Annotated in this window: 12 protein-coding genes; 8 read left to right on the top strand and 4 right to left on the bottom strand. The window is 64.9% G+C overall.

What is annotated here, in order from left to right; translation table 11 throughout:
* The first annotated feature begins 278 nt into the window (after nt 1-278).
* The 5 genes from JAO75_RS25250 (at nt 279) to dksA (ending at nt 8,142) form a co-directional block, all read left to right on the top strand.
* Nucleotides 279-2,315: a calcium-binding protein gene (locus JAO75_RS25250; protein ID WP_281433538.1), complete on the top strand. Its 2,037-nt coding sequence runs from the start codon at nt 279-281 to the stop codon at nt 2,313-2,315.
* 432 nt (nt 2,316-2,747) lie between these two features.
* Nucleotides 2,748-4,970, top strand: coding sequence for a calcium-binding protein (locus tag JAO75_RS20505; protein ID WP_199051004.1), 2,223 nt, complete (start codon nt 2,748-2,750; stop codon nt 4,968-4,970).
* Between the two features lie 169 nt (nt 4,971-5,139).
* Nucleotides 5,140-6,588, top strand: coding sequence for a YcjX family protein (locus JAO75_RS20500; protein WP_199051003.1), 1,449 nt, complete (start codon nt 5,140-5,142; stop codon nt 6,586-6,588).
* A complete protein-coding gene (locus JAO75_RS20495; protein WP_199051002.1) occupies nt 6,585-7,571 on the top strand; it encodes a YcjF family protein in 987 nt (328 codons plus the stop codon). Before JAO75_RS20500 ends, JAO75_RS20495 begins: the two co-directional genes overlap by 4 nt.
* 151 nt (nt 7,572-7,722) lie before the next feature.
* Complete coding sequence (gene dksA / locus JAO75_RS20490) at nt 7,723-8,142, top strand: RNA polymerase-binding protein DksA (RefSeq protein ID WP_199051001.1); 420 nt, start codon at nt 7,723-7,725, stop codon at nt 8,140-8,142.
* An 80-nt stretch (nt 8,143-8,222) separates the two neighbouring features.
* Here dksA and JAO75_RS25245 read toward each other — a convergent pair whose 3' ends face one another.
* The gene (locus JAO75_RS25245; RefSeq protein WP_199051000.1) at nt 8,223-9,476 is read right to left on the bottom strand and encodes a hypothetical protein; all 1,254 of its coding nucleotides are present in this window, start codon (nt 9,474-9,476) and stop codon (nt 8,223-8,225) included.
* A 388-nt stretch (nt 9,477-9,864) separates the two neighbouring features.
* Here JAO75_RS25245 and cckA point away from each other — a divergent pair, with 388 nt between their 5' ends.
* A complete protein-coding gene (cckA, locus tag JAO75_RS20480) occupies nt 9,865-12,396 on the top strand; it encodes a cell cycle histidine kinase CckA (protein ID WP_199050999.1) in 2,532 nt (843 codons plus the stop codon).
* A 171-nt stretch (nt 12,397-12,567) separates the two neighbouring features.
* The gene (recA, locus tag JAO75_RS20475; protein WP_199050998.1) at nt 12,568-13,662 is read left to right on the top strand and encodes a recombinase RecA; all 1,095 of its coding nucleotides are present in this window, start codon (nt 12,568-12,570) and stop codon (nt 13,660-13,662) included.
* A 155-nt stretch (nt 13,663-13,817) separates the two neighbouring features.
* Here the strand turns inward: recA and JAO75_RS20470 are convergent, their stop codons facing one another.
* Entirely contained in the window at nt 13,818-14,507 is a 690-nt protein-coding gene (locus tag JAO75_RS20470; protein ID WP_199050997.1) for a hypothetical protein, read from the bottom strand.
* A gap of 291 nt (nt 14,508-14,798) precedes the next feature.
* Between JAO75_RS20470 and alaS the strand changes: the two genes are divergently transcribed.
* Nucleotides 14,799-17,468, top strand: coding sequence for an alanine--tRNA ligase (gene alaS, locus JAO75_RS20465; protein ID WP_199050996.1), 2,670 nt, complete (start codon nt 14,799-14,801; stop codon nt 17,466-17,468).
* A 57-nt stretch (nt 17,469-17,525) separates the two neighbouring features.
* On the opposite strand, the gene JAO75_RS20460 is transcribed toward alaS, so the two are convergent.
* Nucleotides 17,526-18,815 carry a PQQ-dependent sugar dehydrogenase gene (locus JAO75_RS20460; RefSeq protein ID WP_199050995.1) on the bottom strand — a complete coding sequence of 430 codons (1,290 nt, stop codon included), beginning with the start codon at nt 18,813-18,815 and terminating at the stop codon, nt 17,526-17,528.
* Entirely contained in the window at nt 18,812-19,258 is a 447-nt protein-coding gene (locus JAO75_RS20455; RefSeq protein WP_199050994.1) for a DUF2231 domain-containing protein, read from the bottom strand. The genes JAO75_RS20460 and JAO75_RS20455 overlap by 4 nt, the downstream gene beginning before the upstream one ends.
* Nucleotides 19,259-19,437: the final 179 nt, after the last annotated feature.

The raw sequence follows: 19,437 nt of genomic DNA, 5'->3' as shown, positions 1-19,437 counted from the left end.
GGGCTTGCCTGACAAAAGGTTGAGCGGACCTGCCAGGGGCAGGCGTGCCGTGTGCCGATTTCACATCCCCTGTGCGCTCAGGCGGTTCGCGCGCCTCATGGTGTCAACCGATGCGGCTCTCGGCATTGCTGCGATCTACGTTTCCCTGCCGCTTCACGTCACCTTTAGGAATATACAGCCCCGAAGCTCTGTGTAATAAAACGGTGTTGCTTTGAATCCCCTTGCATCATGCAGGTGGTCTGAAAGCGGTGCTCTCATTCTGTGGCAGGGGAATTTCAATGGCTGTTCAAGTATTTACGGTTGCTCAATATCGCGCGCATATCGTTTCAGGGATACCGCTCCCCGCGGGAGACACCATCGAGATCGTCGACAGCTCGGGCGCCCTCCAGACGCTTCACGAAAACGATATCCAGCTGCTGGCCGGCAACCACGTCACCCTGCTCAACGCGACTGACAATGTCCTGACCCTGAATCTTGCACAGTTCCAAGCACTTGGAACCGTTGGCTTCGGCGCCGATGATAAGGTGACCCTGAAGGATGCAAGGAATCTCATTTCTTCTTATCTGGAGGCTGGGGGCGCCCAGGCTCTGAGTGAGAAAGGCGTCAGCGTCATCGACCCTAGTTGGGTTAGTTTCATGCTCACTCTTGAAGTGGCAAGGGAGCTCCTAGCAACCGATATCGTATTCTCTGAGCCGACAAGTCTCTTTATCGAAGATGTACCTCTCGGCACTCTTAACGCCACTTTCTTCTCAGCCCCTGAAATCATGGCCCTTCAGAACATGGGCGTCGAGTGGATTGGATTTATTAGCGTAACTACATCAACCGGATGGGTCCCGGTAAGGCTCGGTGCCGCTCAGGCTAAGGCGCTGGTGGCATCAGGCATCTCAATCGAGAAACCTGGCATCATTGTTCTTGCGGACGATGGAGTGGACATTGCCCGTCTGTCGGTCGCTGAGCTTGCCGATCTCGCATCCAGGGACCCCTTTGTTATCGATGCAATCGATAATGTGCTGACCCTATCATTCGACCAGTACAATGTTCTCAAAGCAGACTATACCGGCTCGTACCCGCCTGAATGGCCTCGGTCGGTCGTGTTCGATCCCTTTGACGAGTTCACCGTGGAATTGAGCGCTGCCGATCTGACGGGTCTGGGTGCGACAGAACTCGCGAAAATGGCCCAACGGGGCGTCGATATTCTCTCCGTCAAGGAAACAGGGAGTGCTCTGTCCTCCTTGAGCGTCCAGCAGATCGAAGCTTTGAAAAGCAAAGGCGCGGACGTTCTCGATGCGAGCGACGATGCCCTGTCGCTCACCTACGCGCAGTACAAGGCCGCGGCTGGGATGACCTTTGCCGCCTCGGATGCAGTCACGGTGTCGCTGTCTGCCGCTGAGGCGCGGGCGTTGACCAATACGCAAGCGGCCGAGGCGAAGGCAAAGGGCGTCGACAACCTGATCCTGGTGGATCATGGGCACGCCGTGGCTGCTCTCACGGCCGCCGAAATCGCGGCTCTGTCATCCAAGGGCGTCAGCCTTATCGATGCCACCGACGGCCGTCTTGCCCTGTCGCTGGATCAGTTCAATGCACTTGGGTCAACGAAGCTGACGTCATCCGATGCCATCAGTGTGCGGGATTCCGGTGCGAAGCTGAGCAGCCTTTCGGTTGCGCAGATCGCGGCCTTGTCTCTTGCCGGCATCGATGAACTCGATGCAAGCGACGACAGCTACACGCTGTCGTCAGCCCAGTACAATGCCCTCGGCTCCATCAAGCTGGCTGCGGGCGACCGCACGACGGTCCTCGCTGAAAGCGATGTCGTCCTGTCGAATGGCAGCACCGATCTGACCCTGACCGGCAACGCCATTCGCGGCACCGGCAACAGCCTTGCCAACACCCTCAGCGGCAATGCGAAGAACAACATCCTCGCCGGACTGGAGGGTAACGATTTCCTCTATGGCGGGCTTGGCAAGGATCAGCTGAGTGGCGGATCTGGCAAGGACACGTTCGTGTTCGACACCCGGCCGCACAAGTCCCGCAACGTGGACAAGGTGCTGGACTTCAAGAGCCGAGACGACAGCTTCCATCTCGACAACAAGTACTTCACCAAGCTGGGCTCCGGCACGTCCAATGGCAAGAAATTGAAGAAGGACATGTTCACCGAGGGCAAGAAGGCGCAGGATCGCGAGGACCGCATCGTCTACGACAAGAAGACGGGTAGCCTCTATTACGATCAGGACGGCACCGGCTCCAAGGCCCAGGTGAAGATCGCCACGCTTTCCAACAAGGAAAAGCTCGCCTACCACGACTTCTTCGTCATCTGAGGCTGTTGAAGTTCGCAAACGCCTGCCGGGCCATCCGGCGGGCGCCCTGTTCGTCACGGCGTGCAGGGCTGCGGCTGCCGGAAGGGAATGAGACGTCGGTCGGCTCGTCCTCGGTCTTGTGAATGCGCGGCTGCTGCAGCCTTATCCCGACCCCGGCGAGAGCCCGCCAATCTGCAGAGGCGGCATTAAGCTAAACCGAAATCCCTATGCACCAGGATATTGCGCTTACGAAACAATGTAATGTAACATATACATGGTTGCGAGCACTTCTGCCGAAACGGCAGGGCTCCCATTCGTCAGTGTCAGGACCCGACCATCATGGCTCTAAGAGAATTTTCAGTAGCCGAATACTTCGAGTACCTCGCGGATCAGAGGGAGCTGCCTCTCGGAGACAAGATCGTAATTCTTGATGGCCCAGAGGTGATCGCCAGCATGAGCGTTGATGATTTCCTAGGGCTGCAGGACAACAACGTCGTCTCGATCAATTCCACATCCGACGTCCTGACATTAACACCCGATCAGGTTTCGTGCTTGAGAGACGTGACCTGCAGCGCCGGCGACAGGGTCACGATGGAGGATACGGGCGCAGAGCTTGGTCGCATGTCCGACAACTTCATCAATGCCATCAAGGCGAATGGCATCGACATCATCAACGCAACCGATGACTCCATCCGCTTGAGCCATGAAGCTGCCCGCGCCATCGCCAGTTCGGAGATGAGCTTCTCTCCCGAAGACGCCGTGACCATCAACAGCACAAGGGTTGATATCGGGTTTTCGGCCGAGGAAATCAGGGAGCTGTCCGCGAAGGGCTTCGATGCGATCTTTCTGATGGCGAATGGGGAGAACATAGTCGAGCAAAGCCTCGACGCATCCCAGGCTAAAGCAATCGCCGACACCGGTATCGTTCTCACCGGAGACCAGGGCACGGGCACGGTCACGGTCACGGTCAGGGACGAAGGCGAGAACTTTGCCGATCTCTCGGCGGACGACCTGGCCAAACTCGTCGCAAACCGCATCAACGTGATCGAGGTGACCGGCGGCAAGCTTGTCCTGACATGGGACAAGTACAGCGCCATCAAGGAGATCGCCCTGCAAGGGCAGGGCACGGTCACCCTGGAGGTCAGCCTTGCCGAGCTGGAGGACCTCACAGCGGAGGATATCGCCGCCATCAAGGCAGGTGGAATCGGCACTGTGACTCTGGTCGAGACCGGCCAGGTCCTGGCGTCCTTGAGCGACGCAGCGATGGAGGAATTCATCGTCAAGGGCGTCGATGCGATCGATGCGTCCGACGATGTCCTCGATCTGTCCCTGGAGCAATTCCGAACGGTGGGGATGCTGCCGTTCACCCATTCCGATGCACTGACATTGTCGGTCACAAAGGCTGAACTGGACGGCCTCGAGGACACTCAGATCCAGTCCTACAAGCTCAGTGGTGTCGATTTCCTGGTGCTGAAGGACGCGGGCGCGGCTTTCGGTGCGTTTACGGCCACGCAGTTGGATGCCCTGTCCGCTCGGGGCATCGATCGCCTGGATGCCGCCGACGACAGGTTCACCCTGTCGATGGAACAATATGCGGCGCTCGGCTCCCTGCAGCTCTCGGAAGCGGACACCGTCACCCTGTCCGGCGCCGGCGATGCCCTGTCGGCACTGACCGCCGGGGGGCTCGCCATCATGGCTGCCAAGGGCATCGACGAGCTCGATGCATCCGACAACCGGCTGACCCTGTCGATGGAGCAGTACGCGGCTCTCGGCTCACTCAAGCTCACTGCCTCGGACACAGTTGCCCTGTCCGGCACCGGCGCGACCTTGGCAGGCCTCTCGGCCGGGCAGATCTCCTCGCTCGCCGCCAGGGGCATCGACGTGCTCGATGCCTCCGACGGCAGGCTCACCCTGTCCATGGAGCAATATGCGGCGCTGGGTTCCCTGCAGCTCTCGGAAGCGGACACCGTCACCCTGTCCGGGACCGGCGCCAGCCTGGCGGGGCTCTCGGCCGCGCAGATTTCCGCGCTCGCAGCCAAGGGCGTGGATATGTTCGATGCCCGCACTGGCAACAGCTACACCCTCTCCCTGGCACAATACGGCGCCCTCGGCGGCATGATGCTGTCCGGTGACGACAGCGTGACGATCCTGGCGGATCGGGATGCCGCCCTGACGAATGGCGGCACCAACCTGACCTTGACGGGCACCGCCGTTCGCGGAACGGGGAACGAGCTGTCCAACACCATCACAGGTACGGCCACAAACAATGTGCTCCGTGGGATGGACGGCGACGACACGATCGATGGCGGCGCCGGCAAGGACACGCTCTTCGGAGGCGCGGGCAGGGACCTCTTCGTGTTCGACACCAAGCCGAACAAGAAAAAGAACCTCGACAAAATCTCCGACTTCAAGGCGAAAGACGACGCGATCTGGCTGGACAACAAGATCTTCAAGAAGCTCGGCAAAGCGGGCTCGGAGGCTGCTCCGGCCAAGCTGAAGAAGGCCTTCTTCAAAATTGGCGACGAGGCCAAGGACAAGAACGACTACCTGATCTACAACAAGGCCAAGGGCGTGCTCTCCTACGATGCCGACGGTTCAGGGTCCGGCCGGGCCATCGAAATCGCCGAATTCAAGAAAAAGACCGCTGTCACCGCCAACGACTTCTTCGTGATCTGACAGGCCCTCTCGAGGCAGTGCGCCTGTCGGGTTCATTCGGCGGGTGCCTGGCTCGTGGCCGGGTGACCGACAGCCCTCGCAAGCCTGGGCTTGGCCTATTCGGGCCTGGCTTGGCAATTGGCCCATTCGACCCCATCTGAACTCGAACGCTCACAACGTCCGGGTTCCAGTGCCTATTCTGACTGATCTCGCCTCCCGCGCCGGGTCTGCTGCGCAATCGCTCTGGGAGGCTTCCGGCCAGCTGGTCCAGCCCTCCCTCCGCATCGGCGTCACCGGGCTCGCCCGTTCCGGCAAGACCGTCTTCACCACGGCTCTCGTCCATCATCTGACGCGGGGCACGAACCTGCCGGCCTTCCGGGCCTCCGCCGAGGGGCGGATCCGGCGGGCGCATCTGGCGCATCAGCCGGACGATGCGGTGCCGCGCTTTCCCTATGAGGAGCACATGGCGGCCCTCACGGAGAGCCGTCGCTGGCCGCAATCCACCAACCGGATCAGCGAACTGCGGGTGGATGTCGAATACGAGCGCAAGGCCGGCTGGCGCACGGGACCGGCCTCGCTCGCCCTCGATATCGTGGATTACCCGGGCGAATGGCTGCTCGACCTGGCGCTGCTCGATGCCGGCTATGCCGAGTGGTCGCGCCAAACTATCGAGGCAAGCCGCAAGCGCGACCGCGCGCCGGTGGCGGGCCACTGGCATGAAACCTTGAAAACCCTCGATCCGTCCGGCGCGTCCGACGAGCTGCTCGCCGCGAAGGCGAGCGAGGCTTTCAAGGATTACCTCACGGCGCTTCGTGCCGGATCGGAGGCGGTGGCCACCACCCCGCCGGGGCGGTTTCTCATGCCGGGCGATCTCGCCGGCTCGCCGGCGCTCACCTTCGCGCCTCTCGATCTGCCGGAAGGCCAGCCGATTGCGGCCGGGAGCTTCGCGGCCCTCATGGAGCGGCGTTTCGAGGCCTACAAGACCCATGTGGTTCGGCCGTTCTTCCGCGACCATTTCCAACGCATCGACCGCCAGATTGTGCTGGTGGACGTGCTCGCCGCCATCGATGCGGGACCGGTCGCCCTCGCGGAGCTCGAGGAGGCGCTGGACCAGGTGCTCATGGCTTTCCGGATCGGGCGCAACACGCTTTTGTCGCGCCTGTTCTCGCCCCGGGCCGACCGGGTCCTGTTCGCGGCCACCAAGGCCGATCACATCCATCACACGGATCACGACCGGCTCGACGCCATCCTGCGCCTGCTCGTGAACCGGGCCTCGCGCCGGACCGAGGCCGCCGGGGCGAGGGTCGGGACCGTGGCGCTCGCCTCCGTGCGCGCCACCCGGGAGACAACCATCCGCGAGGGGCGCGAGACCCTGCGGGCCGTCGCCGGCGTCCCGGAGGCCGGCGAGCGGGTGGGCGACGAGATCTTCGACGGGGAGGCGGAGGCGGCGATCTTTCCGGGCGAGCTGCCGGAAAGTGCCGAGGCCGTGTTTCAGGGCGCGGTGCCGCCGGGCTCGTTCCGCTTCCCGCGTTTCCGGCCCCCAAAGCTGCCGGTCGATGCGGCCGGCCGCATGGCCAAGATGCCTCATATCCGTCTCGACCGCGCCCTTGAATTCCTGCTGGGGGATCGCTTCGCATGAGCCGCCAACCTCGCGCCTATCGTCTCGACGATCCGAACATCACCAACGGTGCCGTGCAGGTGACGGAGGAGCCCTTCGACGCCATCGAGGCCGCCGATGGCGTCGTGGTGCCCATGGGCGCGAAGCGCCGGGCACCCTGGGTTGCCATTCTGCTGTCCGCGCTCTCAGGGCTCCTTCTGCTGGGGCTCGGGCTCGCCGTCGAAAACCTGATCGTCGATCTCTACCGCGTGGCGCCGTGGCTGGGCTGGGTGGCGCTGGCTCTCGCGGTGCTGGCCGTCCTGGCCTTCCTGGCGATCATCGGCCGGGAGGTTGCGGGAATCTGGCGCGAGCAGAAAATCGAGAGCCTGCGCGAGGCGGCCATCGATGCGCTGGCCGTCAAGGACCACAAGGCCGCGAAGGGCATCGTGCAGGATCTCATCGCCCTCTACGGCGGCAGGGCTGCGGCGGCGCGGGGAAGCGCTCGTCTCAAGGGCCTCACCGACGAGATCATCGATGCGGATGACCGCCTCGCCATCGCCGAGCGCGAGTTGCTCGCGCCCCTGGACGTGCAGGCCAAGCGTGCGATTGCGGGCGCGGCCAAGCAGGTGTCCCTTGTTACGGCGGTGAGCCCCCGGGCCATTATCGATGTGGCCTTCGTGATCTTCTCGGCGGTGCGGCTCCTGCGGACGCTGGCGCGGATCTATGGCGGCAGGCCCGGCTTCTTCGGCTTCCTGCGGCTTGCCAAGGCGGCCTTCAACCACCTTGCGGTCACCGGAGGCGTGGCGGTCGGCGACAGCCTGATGCAGCAGGTGCTGGGACTGGGGCTCGCGGCCCGCATTTCCGCCAAGCTCGGCGAGGGGGTGCTGAACGGGCTCATGACCGCCCGGTTCGGCCTGGCCGCTCTGTCCGTGTGCCGGCCGCTTCCCTTCATCCGCGAGGAGATGCCCAAGATCGGCGACGTGGCCGGCGAGCTCGTCAGCCGGGCCGAGGCGGCGGCCTCCTGACGGTGCGACATATCGTTCGCCTCACGCCTGCCCAGGGCTCTTAAGGGGTGCCGGGACCCATTAGACAAATCGATGACGCTTAATCTCGTTGTCGCGGTCCCTCCTTGCCTATATAGGGGCGCCACGGTTCATCGGGGAAGAACGGCTGAACATGACAGAGAACGTAGTTGATGAAGGCTACCGTCCGACAGAAGACGAGCCTTTCATGAATGAGCGGCAGAGGGAGTATTTCAGGCGCAAGCTGATCCGCTGGAAGCACGACATCCTCAAGGAGGCCCAGGAAACCCTCGCGACGCTGCAGAGCGAGAACGAGAATCATCCTGACCTCGCGGATCGCGCCTCATCGGAAACGGATCGCGCCATCGAGCTTCGCGCCAGGGATCGTCAGCGCAAGCTGATCGCTAAGATCGACGCCGCGTTGGCGCGGATCGAGGACGGCTCTTACGGCTATTGCGAGGAGACGGGCGACCCCATCTCCCTCAAGCGCCTGGAGGCCCGCCCCATCGCGACGCTCTCCCTCGAAGCCCAGGAGCGCCACGAGCGCAACGAGCGGGTCTATCGGGACGACTGATTTCATCCTGCTTCGAACACGAAAAAGGGCTCCGCTGGCGGAGCCCTTTTTCTTTGGACCTCAGGGGAGGGGCGTTGCCCTCAACCCTTCTTGTTCGGGTCCAGCGGGCGCCCGAGCAGGCGGGCGAACTCCGCTTCGATGTCCTCGACGGAGAACGGATCGGCGGCCTTCTGCGCCGCGGTCTGCTCCTTCGCCTGAGGCGGAAGCGGAGCCGACGCGGGCGCAGGCGGCGGGGGAGGAGCGGCCCGGACCGGCTCGACGGGCGGCGCGGACGGGGCAGGGGCGGGGGTTTCGGTCTCCTCGACCCGATCCTCTTCCTCGACCGCAGGCTCTTCATAGGACGCGGCGGGCTCCTCCTCGCCCGGCGTCGGCTCGAGAGGGGCGTCCTCCTCATCGCTGATGTCTTCATAGACCGACGGCATGGCCACGGCGGCCGGGGCCGCCGGTGCTGCTTCCGGCGGGGGAGGAACGGGGCTTGCCGGGCGCTTCAGGGCCTCTTCGAGCTGCTTTGCCATGTCGGACAGCAGGTTGGCATCGGCGGCAGGCCGCTCGCTCGCCGCCGGCTCGGGCGGCCGGACGGGCTCAGGGGGCGCCGGCGGCACGGGCGTCGCCCGCGACTGGAAGGGCGGCGGAGTGAAGTGCGAGCGCGGCTCCGGGCGCTCCGCCGCAGAAGGCGGGGAGACGGGAGGTGCGGGCGGCGCAGGAGGCGTGTTCTGGAACGACGGAGGCCTCGCCTCGGTGCGCAGACCCTGGACGTTGGAGGACGCGGAGACCGCGACGGCATCGGGCTTCAGGACCGGCTCGGGATGGGCCGGAACCGGCGCGCTGACGGTCGCCACCGGGGCGAGCTCCTCGTCCATGTCGGATTCCTCCGACGGGCGGCGCACGAAGGCTCCGAGCTGGGCGGCGAGTTGGCTCTCGATGGAAGGCCGGCCGTTGGGCTCGACCTGCGGTGCGCGCGGCGCCTGCTCCAGCGAGGGCTCGAAGCGCTCCGCGCCCATCTCCACCGGAGGAGCCGGAACGCGTGCGCCGGCCACGCGGACGATGTTGGTCTCGATCACCACATCGTTGGGCCCGCCGATGAGGAGGAGGTGCTCGACGTTGTCGCGGCGGAGCAGAAGCAACTGCCGCTGGCGGTCGAGATCATACACATCCACGATGCCGAGACGCGGTTGGCGGCTGCGGCCGCTGCGGTCGCTGCCCGGCATGATCAGGCGGCCACCCCACACCTTGCGCAAGACGAGCCCTAAGAGCACGAGCAGGATCAGAATGATCGCGAATGCGATTGCAAATTGAACTGCCCGCGGTGCTTCGAGACCGAAAAGAGATGACACGATGAACTCTCAAACGTTGGCTGACCTTCGCAGGCCACTTCTGTGTTGGTTGTACCACATTGACCGCCAAAGCCACCGGCAAGGTTAACAGATGGTTAACGGAAGCCCGGCTTCGGCATGGGGCTGACGAGAGAGGAAAGGCTCTCCGTGATCCGTCCAAGATGGGGCCGATTGCCTCTACATCAAGGAAAATAAGGATTTCCTGTGGCGGCTCTCATGGCTGATGTCTGCATTGCCCTGACCGGCCCTTGCATCTGCCTGTAGCGTCGCCTTAGAGGTCGATCAAGAAATACCGTGTACTATGATCGGGACAGATCGAGCGGGTGGCCGCAAATTTGCAGCCGGTGCCGTGAGGCACATCCGCCTCCGTTGAGGATGTTGATATTCCATGGCTTACGAAGGCGACACGCCAAAGGGTTCGGCCATCGACCGCTCCGACCGTCACGGCCATATCGGATGGGTGCTGCTCCTGGCCGGCCTTCTCGTCGGCGCGACGCTGGGCCTTCGCTATCTCGGCATCGAACAGGCCCAGCCCCTGATCCTCGGGCTTCTGGCGTTCTTCGCCATGGCGGGCGTGTTCTTTCTCTTCGCCATGGCGATCGGCGTCGTGCAGTTCTCCGGCCAGACGGTCCGCAACGATATCACCAAGCTCATGTCCGACACCTCGGGCGATGGGCTCGTCGTGGTCGAGGACGATGGGCGCATCGCTTACGCCAATGAAGCGTACCTCGCGTTCGCCGGGCTGCAGGGCGGCGAAGTGCTGCCGGTCGAGCGCCTGTTCATCGGCACGCCGGAAGTCTCCGAGGCGATCTACCGGCTGGCGCAGGCGGCGCGCGAGCATCGCACGGGCACGGAGGAGATCCGGCTGTCTCCGTCGCTCAACAACGCGCGGGAATTCGGCTGGTACCGCGTGCGCGTGCGGCCCGTGCCGCGCCCCAAAGGGCGGCAGGCGGCCCTCTGGACCATCTCCGAGGTGACCCATGAGCGCGAGCGCCAGGAGAACGTGTTCCAGGAGCTCCAGCATGCCATCGACTATCTCGATCACGCGCCCGCGGGCTTCCTGTCCGTCGATCCCGGCGGTGCGGTCATCTATCTGAACGCGACGCTCGCATCCTGGCTCGATTACGATCTCGCGCAGGTCGGCTCCGGCGGCCTGAAGCTGGCCGACATCGTGCCGGGCGACGTGGCGTCGATGATGACGTCGTTCTCCGGCGAGCCGGGCAGCGTGCGCACCGAAACCTTCGATCTCGACCTGCGCCGGCGCAACGGCCAGTTCCTGCCGGTGCGCCTCTATCACCGCATCGCCTTCGGCCAGGACAGCCGCATGGGCGCATCGCGCACGCTCGTTCTCAACCGTTCCGCAGGAGGCGAGGTGGACGAGGGGCAGCGCGCCGCGGAGGTGCGCTTCGCGCGCTTCTTCAACAACACGCCCATCGCCATCGCGACCGTCGATCGCGCCGGTCGGATCGTCCATGCCAACGCGCCGTTTTCCAGGCTCTTCGGCACGCTGCCGCGCACGGGCGAGAACGGCGCGGACGGGCCCTCGATTCCCGATGCCTTCCGGGAACGCGACGCCATCGAGGCCGCGCTCAAGGCGGCGGCTGAGAACAAGGGAGACATCGCACCCCTCGAGCTGCAGACGGCGGCCGAGGGCGGCGGCTCTGTCCGCGTTTGGGTCACGCCCGTCGGCGACACCGGCGCGGATGGGGAGACGGCGATCCTCTATGCCCTCGACACCACCGATTTCCGTAAAGTGGAGGAGCAGCTGGCGCAGGCGCAGAAGATGAACGCGGTGGGCCAGCTCGCCGGCGGCGTGGCGCACGACTTCAACAACGTGCTGCAGGCCATCATCGGCTACAGCGACCTGCTGCTCGCCAACCATCGCCCGACCGATCCGTCCTTCCAGGACATCATGCAGATCAAGCAGAACGCGAACCGGGCCGCGGGCCTCGTGCGCCAGCTGCTCGCCTTCTCACGCCGCCAGACGCTCAGGCCCGAGGTGCTGAACCTCAACGACCAGCTCTACGATCTCTCCATGCTGCTCAAGCGCCTCCTCGGCGAGCGCGTGGCGCTGGACCTCAATCACGGCCGCGACCTGTGGTTCGTGAAGGCGGACGTGAACCAGTTCGAGCAGGTGGTGGTGAACCTCGCGGTGAATGCCCGCGATGCCATGCCGGGCGGCGGCAAGCTCGCGATCCGGACAGCCAACGTCACGGCGGCCGAGGCCGCGCGGCTCGATGTGAGCGGCATGCCGGCAACCGACTACGTGATGGTCGAAGTGTCCGACACGGGCTCCGGCATGACGCCCGAGATCATCGAGAAGATCTTCGAGCCGTTCTTCACCACCAAGGAGGTGGGCAAGGGCACCGGCCTGGGGCTCTCCACCGTCTTCGGGATCGTCAAGCAGTCCGGCGGCTACATCGACGTGGATTCGACACCAGGCGAGGGCACGACCTTCCGCATCTACCTTCCGCGGCACATTCCGGCCGTGCAGGAGACGCCCGAGGAGGTGAAGCCCGAGACGGCCAGGAAGCCCGCCGCCGACATGACCGGGCAGGGGACGATCCTGCTGGTGGAGGACGAGGATCCCGTGCGCGCCGTGAACGCCCGCGCGCTCTCCGCCCGCGGCTATACGGTGCTGGAGGCGGCCTCCGGAGTCGAGGCCATGGAGATCATCGAGCAGCGCGGCGCGCCCGTCGATCTCGTGGTGTCCGACGTCGTCATGCCCGAAATGGACGGCCCGACCCTGCTCGGCGAATTGCGCAAGCTCTACCCGGACCTCAAGGTGATCTTCGTCTCCGGCTATGCCGAGGAAGCCTTCCGCAAGAACCTGCCCGAAGGGGAGGAGTTCAACTTCCTGCCCAAGCCCTTCAGCCTGCGCCAGCTGGTCGAAACCGTGAAGCAGGTCATAGACCGTTAAGTCGCTGATTTAAATATTCTTTAACCCTGTGGCATCGTGACCTGCGCGGGATCTGTGAATTCCCGAATGAGAACGAAAAAAGAACTTGTAAGGGGGAACAAAGTGAGTACATATATTCTCTCAACACCGCGTTGAGATTCACTCTTCCTCCTGCCATAAGGATGTTAGGTCATGTCACAGTCCTCCCTGAGACTGGTGGAAAGCTCATCAATGGATAAAGATAAATCGAAAGCTCTCGACGCGGCGCTCTCCCAGATTGAGCGGTCCTTCGGCAAGGGCTCGATCATGCGGCTCGGCAAGGGCCAGCAGCCGGTGGAGATCGAAACCGTCTCGACGGGTTCGCTCGGCCTCGACATCGCGCTCGGCGTGGGCGGCTTGCCCCGCGGGCGCATCATCGAGATCTACGGGCCCGAATCGTCCGGTAAGACCACGCTGGCGCTGCACACCATCGCCGAAGCCCAGAAGAAGGGCGGCGTCTGCGCCTTCGTGGACGCGGAGCACGCGCTCGATCCGGTCTATGCCCGCAAGCTCGGCGTCAACCTGGACGATCTCCTGATCTCCCAGCCCGACACGGGCGAGCAGGCTCTCGAGATCTCCGACACGCTGGTGCGCTCCGGCGCGGTCGACGTGCTGGTCATCGACTCGGTGGCGGCCCTGACCCCGAAGGCCGAGCTCGACGGCGAGATGGGCGACGTTCAGCCGGGCCTCCAGGCCCGTCTCATGAGCCAGGCCCTGCGCAAGCTCACCGGTTCGATCTCCCGGTCGAAGACGATGGTGATCTTCATCAATCAGATCCGCATGAAGATCGGCGTCATGTACGGTTCGCCGGAGACGACCACGGGCGGCAACGCGCTCAAGTTCTACGCCTCGGTCCGCCTCGACATCCGCCGCGTCTCGACCCTGAAGGATCGCGACGATCCGATCGGAAACTCGGTGCGCGTGAAGGTCGTCAAGAACAAGGTCGCTCCTCCCTTCAAGCAGGTCGAGTTCGACATCATGTTCGGCGAGGGCGTGTCCAAGGTGGGCGAGCTCATCGATCTTGGCGTCAAGGCTGGCATCGTCGAGAAGTCCGGCGCCTGGTTCTCCTATGACAGCCAGCGCCTTGGCCAGGGTCGTGAGAACTCGAAGCAGTTCCTGCGCGACAACCCGGAGGTTGCCGACAAGATCGAGGGTCTCATCCGCCAGAATGCCGGCCTGCTCGCAGACCGCATCCTGGACCAGGCGACCCCGACCGCCGACGATCTGGACGAGGGTTCCGCAGAATAATGCATGGCCCGGATAAGTGGGGTCCGGTTATCCGATAAGGCTATGCACAAAGAGGTTTGCTCTCCTTCAAGGGCAAAGTGAGGCCGTCGCGAGAGATCGCGGCGGTCTTTTCATTTGGATGTCGGTGAGATCGATTGTCCTCGGCCGGGCCGTCCCTACCGCAGGTCCACGCGGATCCCGGCACCGATGAAGTTCGAGCCCGATTCCTTCGGTGCGATGAACCCGAAGATCCCGGAGCGGTGATGAACCCGTGGGACGAAGTATACGCCGGGCAGGGATGCGTGCGAGAACTCCGCCTCGAAGGCGAGGTAGTTGAGGAAGCGGGTCGGCTCGACCCGGAAGCTGCCCTCGAGCGCTGGCCGCTCGGACGCGTAGGAGAGGCCTTCGCCGAAGGCCAGGTTGACGCTCAATCCGCCGAAGAGCGGGATCTGGCCCGTGCGGAACATGAGCGCGATCGTGCCCTCCCAGTGGCTCTGCTCGCCGAAATGGCGCAGGACCTGCCCCTCCAGCTCGATCCGGTTGCCATGGAAGGCGAAGTCGGTCCCCAGCAGCGGAATGGAGAAGGAGGGGACGATGACCCGCGACAGGCCGGCGCCGACGAAATAGGCGTCCTCGGACCTCAGGCGGCCCGTCAGGGACCGTTCCGGGATCTCCAGCAGATCGGCATTCACCCACCGGCTGCCGTAGGCGGTCACATGCCATTCCCGCTCGCTGCCTTGAGCCATGGCAGGATTGCCGAGAGAGAGCAGGCCAAGAACCGCGGCGGCCGCCATCGCGCGCGCCCGTCGAGGGGAGGCCTTGAGCCATTCCGGCTGAGCAACAGCCGCCAGGTGCAATACCGTCATCAAAAGAACCGGAGACATCCGAGGCCACAACGGCCGAAGCGAGGTTAGCATCAACAGGGCCGGACTCAACCCGCAGGTCGGTTGCGCCGATCCGCGCAGGGCGGCACAACCCGGCCTCCGGCGCGGATCGGCTTCATGATGGCGGGGATGCAGAGTGCAGGTGCCCCTCAACGACCTATTCGCCCGCCCTGCCGAAACGCCGCCTCGACAGCGCGGGCGTAGGCGGCTAAAACCGGCCACCATCACGTCTTTTCGGGCCCTGAAAAGCCCCATTCCCGAGCTTGAGAACCCATGAGCGGCGCCAACGAACTTCGGTCCATCAACGCAATCCGGTCGACCTTCCTCGATTACTTTGCCAAGAATGGCCATGAGGCGGTGGCCTCGAGCCCGCTCGTGCCGCGCAACGACCCGACCCTGATGTTCACGAACGCCGGCATGGTGCAGTTCAAGAACGTCTTCACGGGAGCCGAGAAGCGCCCCTACAGCACGGCCGCGACCGCGCAGAAATGCGTGCGCGCCGGCGGCAAGCACAACGATCTCGACAATGTGGGCTACACCGCGCGCCACCACACCTTCTTCGAGATGCTCGGCAACTTCTCCTTCGGCGACTACTTCAAGGAACGGGCCATCGAGCTCGCCTGGAACCTGATCACCAAGGAATTCGACCTCCCGAAGGACAAGCTCCTCGTCACGGTCTACCACACGGACGACGAGGCGGCGGACCTGTGGAAGAAGATCGCCGGGTTCTCGGATTCCAAGATCATCCGCATCCCGACCTCTGACAATTTCTGGCAGATGGGCGATACCGGCCCCTGCGGCCCGTGCTCGGAAATCTTCATCGACCAGGGCGACAAGCTCTGGGGCGGCCCTCCCGGCAGCCCCGAGGAGGACGGCGACCGGTTCCTCGAGTTCTGGAACCTCGTGTTCATGCAGTACGAGCAGATCGAGCCCGGCAACCGCATCGCACTGCCGAAGCCCTCCATCGACACCGGCATGGGCCTCGAGCGCGTCGCGGCGATCCTGCAGGGCGTGCATTCGAACTACGACACGGACCTGTTCCGCACCCTCATCGAGGCCGTGGCCCATGCCACCGGCGTCGCGCCCGAGGGCGACCGCAAGGTCTCGCACCGGGTGATCGCCGATCACCTGCGCACCTCGTGCTTCCTCGTGGCCGACGGCGTGCTGCCGTCGAACGAGGGCCGCGGCTACGTGCTCCGGCGTATCATGCGCCGCGCCATGCGCCATGCGCAGCTGCTCGGCGCGCGCGACCCGATCATGTACCGCCTCGTGCCGGCGCTCGTGCGCGAGATGGGGCTGGCTTACCCTGAGCTGATCCGCGCCGAGGCGCTGATCGTCGAGACCCTGCGGCTCGAGGAGACCCGCTTCCGCAAGACCCTGGAGCGCGGCCTCACCATCCTGGACGAGGAGACCCGCAATCTCGGCGAGGGCCAGAGCCTCTCCGGCGACACGGCCTTCACCCTCTACGACACCTACGGCTTCCCGCTCGACCTCACGCAGGACGCTCTGAAGCCGCGCGGCATCGGCGTCGACACGGAGGCGTTCAACGCCGCCATGCAGCGCCAGCGCGAGAAGGCCCGCGCGGCCTGGTCCGGCTCCGGCGAGGCGGCAACGGAAACCGTGTGGTTCTCGGTCAAAGAGCGCACCGGCGCCACGGAGTTCCTGGGCTACGACACCGAGGCCGCCGAGGGCATCGTCCTGGCGCTGCTCAAGGACGGTAAGGAGGTCTCCGAGCTGAAGGCCGGCGAGAGCGGTCTCGTGGTGCTCAACCAGACCCCGTTCTATGGCGAGTCCGGCGGTCAGGTCGGCGATACCGGAACGATGCAGGGCGAGGGCGCCCGCGTGTTCGTCACCGGCACCGAGAAGAAGCTCGGCGACCTCTTCGTGCACCATGTCACCGTGGAGCACGGCCCGCTGAAGCTCAATCAGTCGCTGGAACTGAACGTCGATCACGGGCGCCGCTCGGCCGTGCGGTCGAACCACTCGGCCACTCATCTCCTGCACGAGGCCCTGCGCCAGGTGCTCGGCGATCACGTGGCCCAGAAGGGCTCGCTCGTGGCGCCCGACCGCCTGCGCTTCGACTTCAGCCACCCCAAGCCCATCGAGGATGCGGAACTCGCCAAGGTCGAGGAGATCGCTAACCGGGTTCTGCTCCAGAACGAGCCGGTGGTCACCAAGCTCATGGCCGTGGACGAGGCCATCGAGTCCGGCGCCCGCGCGCTCTTCGGCGAGAAGTACGGCGACGAGGTCCGCGTGGTCTCCATGGGCAAGGCCGACGACAACAGGACCTTCTCCATCGAACTCTGCGGCGGCACGCATGTGAACCGCACCGGCGACATCGGCGTGGTCACCATCGTGGGCGAGAGCGCGGTCGCGGCCGGCGTCCGCCGCCTTGAGGCCATGACGGGCGATGCGGCGCGGCGCTACCTCGCGGAGGAAAGCCGCAAGCTGCGCGAGGTCGCCAGCCTCTTGAAGACTCCGGTGGACGAGGTCTCTTCCCGCCTGTCGGCGCTTCTCGAGGAGCGCCGCAAGCTGGAGCGGGAACTGGCCGAGGCCCGGCGCAAGCTCGCCATGGGCGGAGGCAGCTCCGATGGCGGCGACCCGGTCAAGGACGTGGCCGGCATCAAGCTCATGGCCCGTGCGGTGAGCGGTGTCGAGATGAAGGATCTCAAGAGCCTCGCCGACGAGGGCAAGAAGCGCCTCGGCTCCGGTGTCGTGGCCATCGTGGGCGTCGGCGATGACGGCAAGGCCGGCATCGTGGTCGGCGTCACCGAGGACCTCACCGCCAAGATCGATGCGGTCGCGCTGGTGCGGGTCGGCTCGGAGAAGCTCGGCGGCAAGGGCGGCGGCGGACGCCGCGACATGGCCCAGGCCGGGGGCCCCGACGGCGCCCAGGCCGAAGCGGCGCTCGCGGCCATCGAGGCGGCCCTGGCGGCTGCTTAAGAACAAGCGCATCCCGGACGGCGCAAGCCGATCCGGGATCGCCTGATGAAGAGCCTGTCAGGGGTTCGTTCTCGTCACGCGCCAGATCGTGTTCGACAGGTCGTCGGCGACGATCAGGGCGCCGCGCGGGTCCACCGTCACGCCGACCGGGCGGCCCCGTGTGTTCTCCTTGTCGACCAGGAAGCCGGTGACGAAGTCGATCGGCTCGCCGGCGGGCTTCCCGTCGCGGAACGGCACGAAGATCACCTTGTAGCCGACCGGGTTGCTGCGGTTCCAGCTGCCATGCTCGCCGATGAACACTCCCTCGGCGAAATTCTCGCCCATGGCCGGGGTCGAGAAGTCGAGGCCGAGCGCGGCCACGTGGGATCCCAGGGCGTAATCAGGGCGGATCGCCGAGGCGACCTTCTCCAGGTCCTGCGGCTGGGCGCGCGGGTCGACGTTCTGGCCCCAATAGCTGTAGGGCCACCCGTAGAAGCCGCCCTCCTGCACGGAGGTCAAGTAGTCCGGAACGAGGTTGGGGCCGATCTCGTCCCGCTCGTTCACCACCGCCCAGAGCTGGCCCGTTCCCGGCTGCACGTCGAGGGCCGTGGGGTTGCGCAGGCCGGCCGCGTAAGGCTTGTGCGCACCGGTCTGCGCATCGATCTGCCAGATCATCGCCCGGTCTTCCTCGACCTCCATGCCGCGCTCGGCGATGTTGCTGTTGGAGCCGATGCCCACATAGAGGAAGCGCCCGTCCTCGCTGGCGGTCATCGCCTTCGTCCAGTGGTGGTTGATCACGGCCGGGAGGTCGGTCAGCTTCTCCGGCGGGCCGCTCGCCTGGGCCTGCCCGTCCTGATAGGCGAAGCGCACCAGCGCATCCTGGTTGGCGACGTAGATGAACCCGTTGGCGAGCGCGAGCCCGTAGGGCGCGTTGAGGTTGTCGGCGAAGACGCCCTGCATCTCGTAGGTGCCGTCGCCGTCGGCGTCGCGCAGCAGCGTCAGCCGGTCGCCACCCTTCACGGAACTCTTGCCGAGGCTCTTGATGAAGCCCGCGATGAAATCCTTCGGGCGCAGCGTCGGCGCATAGCCGCCGGATCCCTCGGCCACCAGGATGTCGCCGTTGGGAAGGACCAGGGTCTGGCGCGGGATCCTGAGATCCGTGGCGATGGCCTGAATCTTGTATCCCTCCGGCACCTTGGGGAGCTCGTTGCCCCAGTTGGCCGGCCTCGGGATCGTCATGGAGGGCAGCAGGCCGCGCTGCGGTTCGGGCAGGTTCGGGTTGGGGCCCGTCTGCGGAATATCGGCTTCGCCGTTGCAGGCGGCGAGCGTGACGGCAAGGGCGCCGATCAGGACGGACGAGCGGATCATCTCACCTCTCCGGTACGAAACTCTCGGGTGTGGAACCCGGAATAACCGATCCAGGCGGCGACGAGGGCCAGGAGCGTCGTGATGGCCGAAAGGTAGAGGCCTTCCGGCATGGTCGCCCAGGCGTCCTTGGCGTGGACGAGGGCGTTGATGAGCCCGAGCCCCCACATGGCGAGCAGCACCACGAAATAGACGACCAGCCGCCCCTTGCGGGCCGGGCCCCTGCGAAACAGGTTGATCAGCGCCCAGAGCAGGGCGAAGCCGCCGACGAGCAGCCCGCCGGCGATGAGCCAGGACGAGAAGTTGGCCCACTGGATCTGGAAGGTCGACCAATAGGCGAAGTCGCTCGCCAGCGCGCCCGCGAACAGGGGGAGCGGGAAGGCGAGAAGGATGGCGTGAAGGGGGTGGAGATGCCTCAGATAATCTGGGCGGGACAGGGCAACCACAGCGTCTCCTCCCGTGCATGAAACCGGCCGCGCGACACGCGTCCTGCAAAGGTTCGATGGATCAATGCACGAACGGGCACTAGGTTGCGAAAACAGTCCTGAACCTCACCGCCTCCGTCGGATCTCCACAGCTCCGCAGGTGATGGATCCTGGTGCCGCTGCTTGGCTCCAGGGCAGCA

This window comes from Microvirga splendida (assembly GCF_016427565.1).
GTDB classification, from domain to species: domain Bacteria; phylum Pseudomonadota; class Alphaproteobacteria; order Rhizobiales; family Beijerinckiaceae; genus Microvirga; species Microvirga splendida.
Note: the sequence above shows the minus strand (reverse complement) of the source record. Positions and strands in the feature narration are given on the sequence as shown.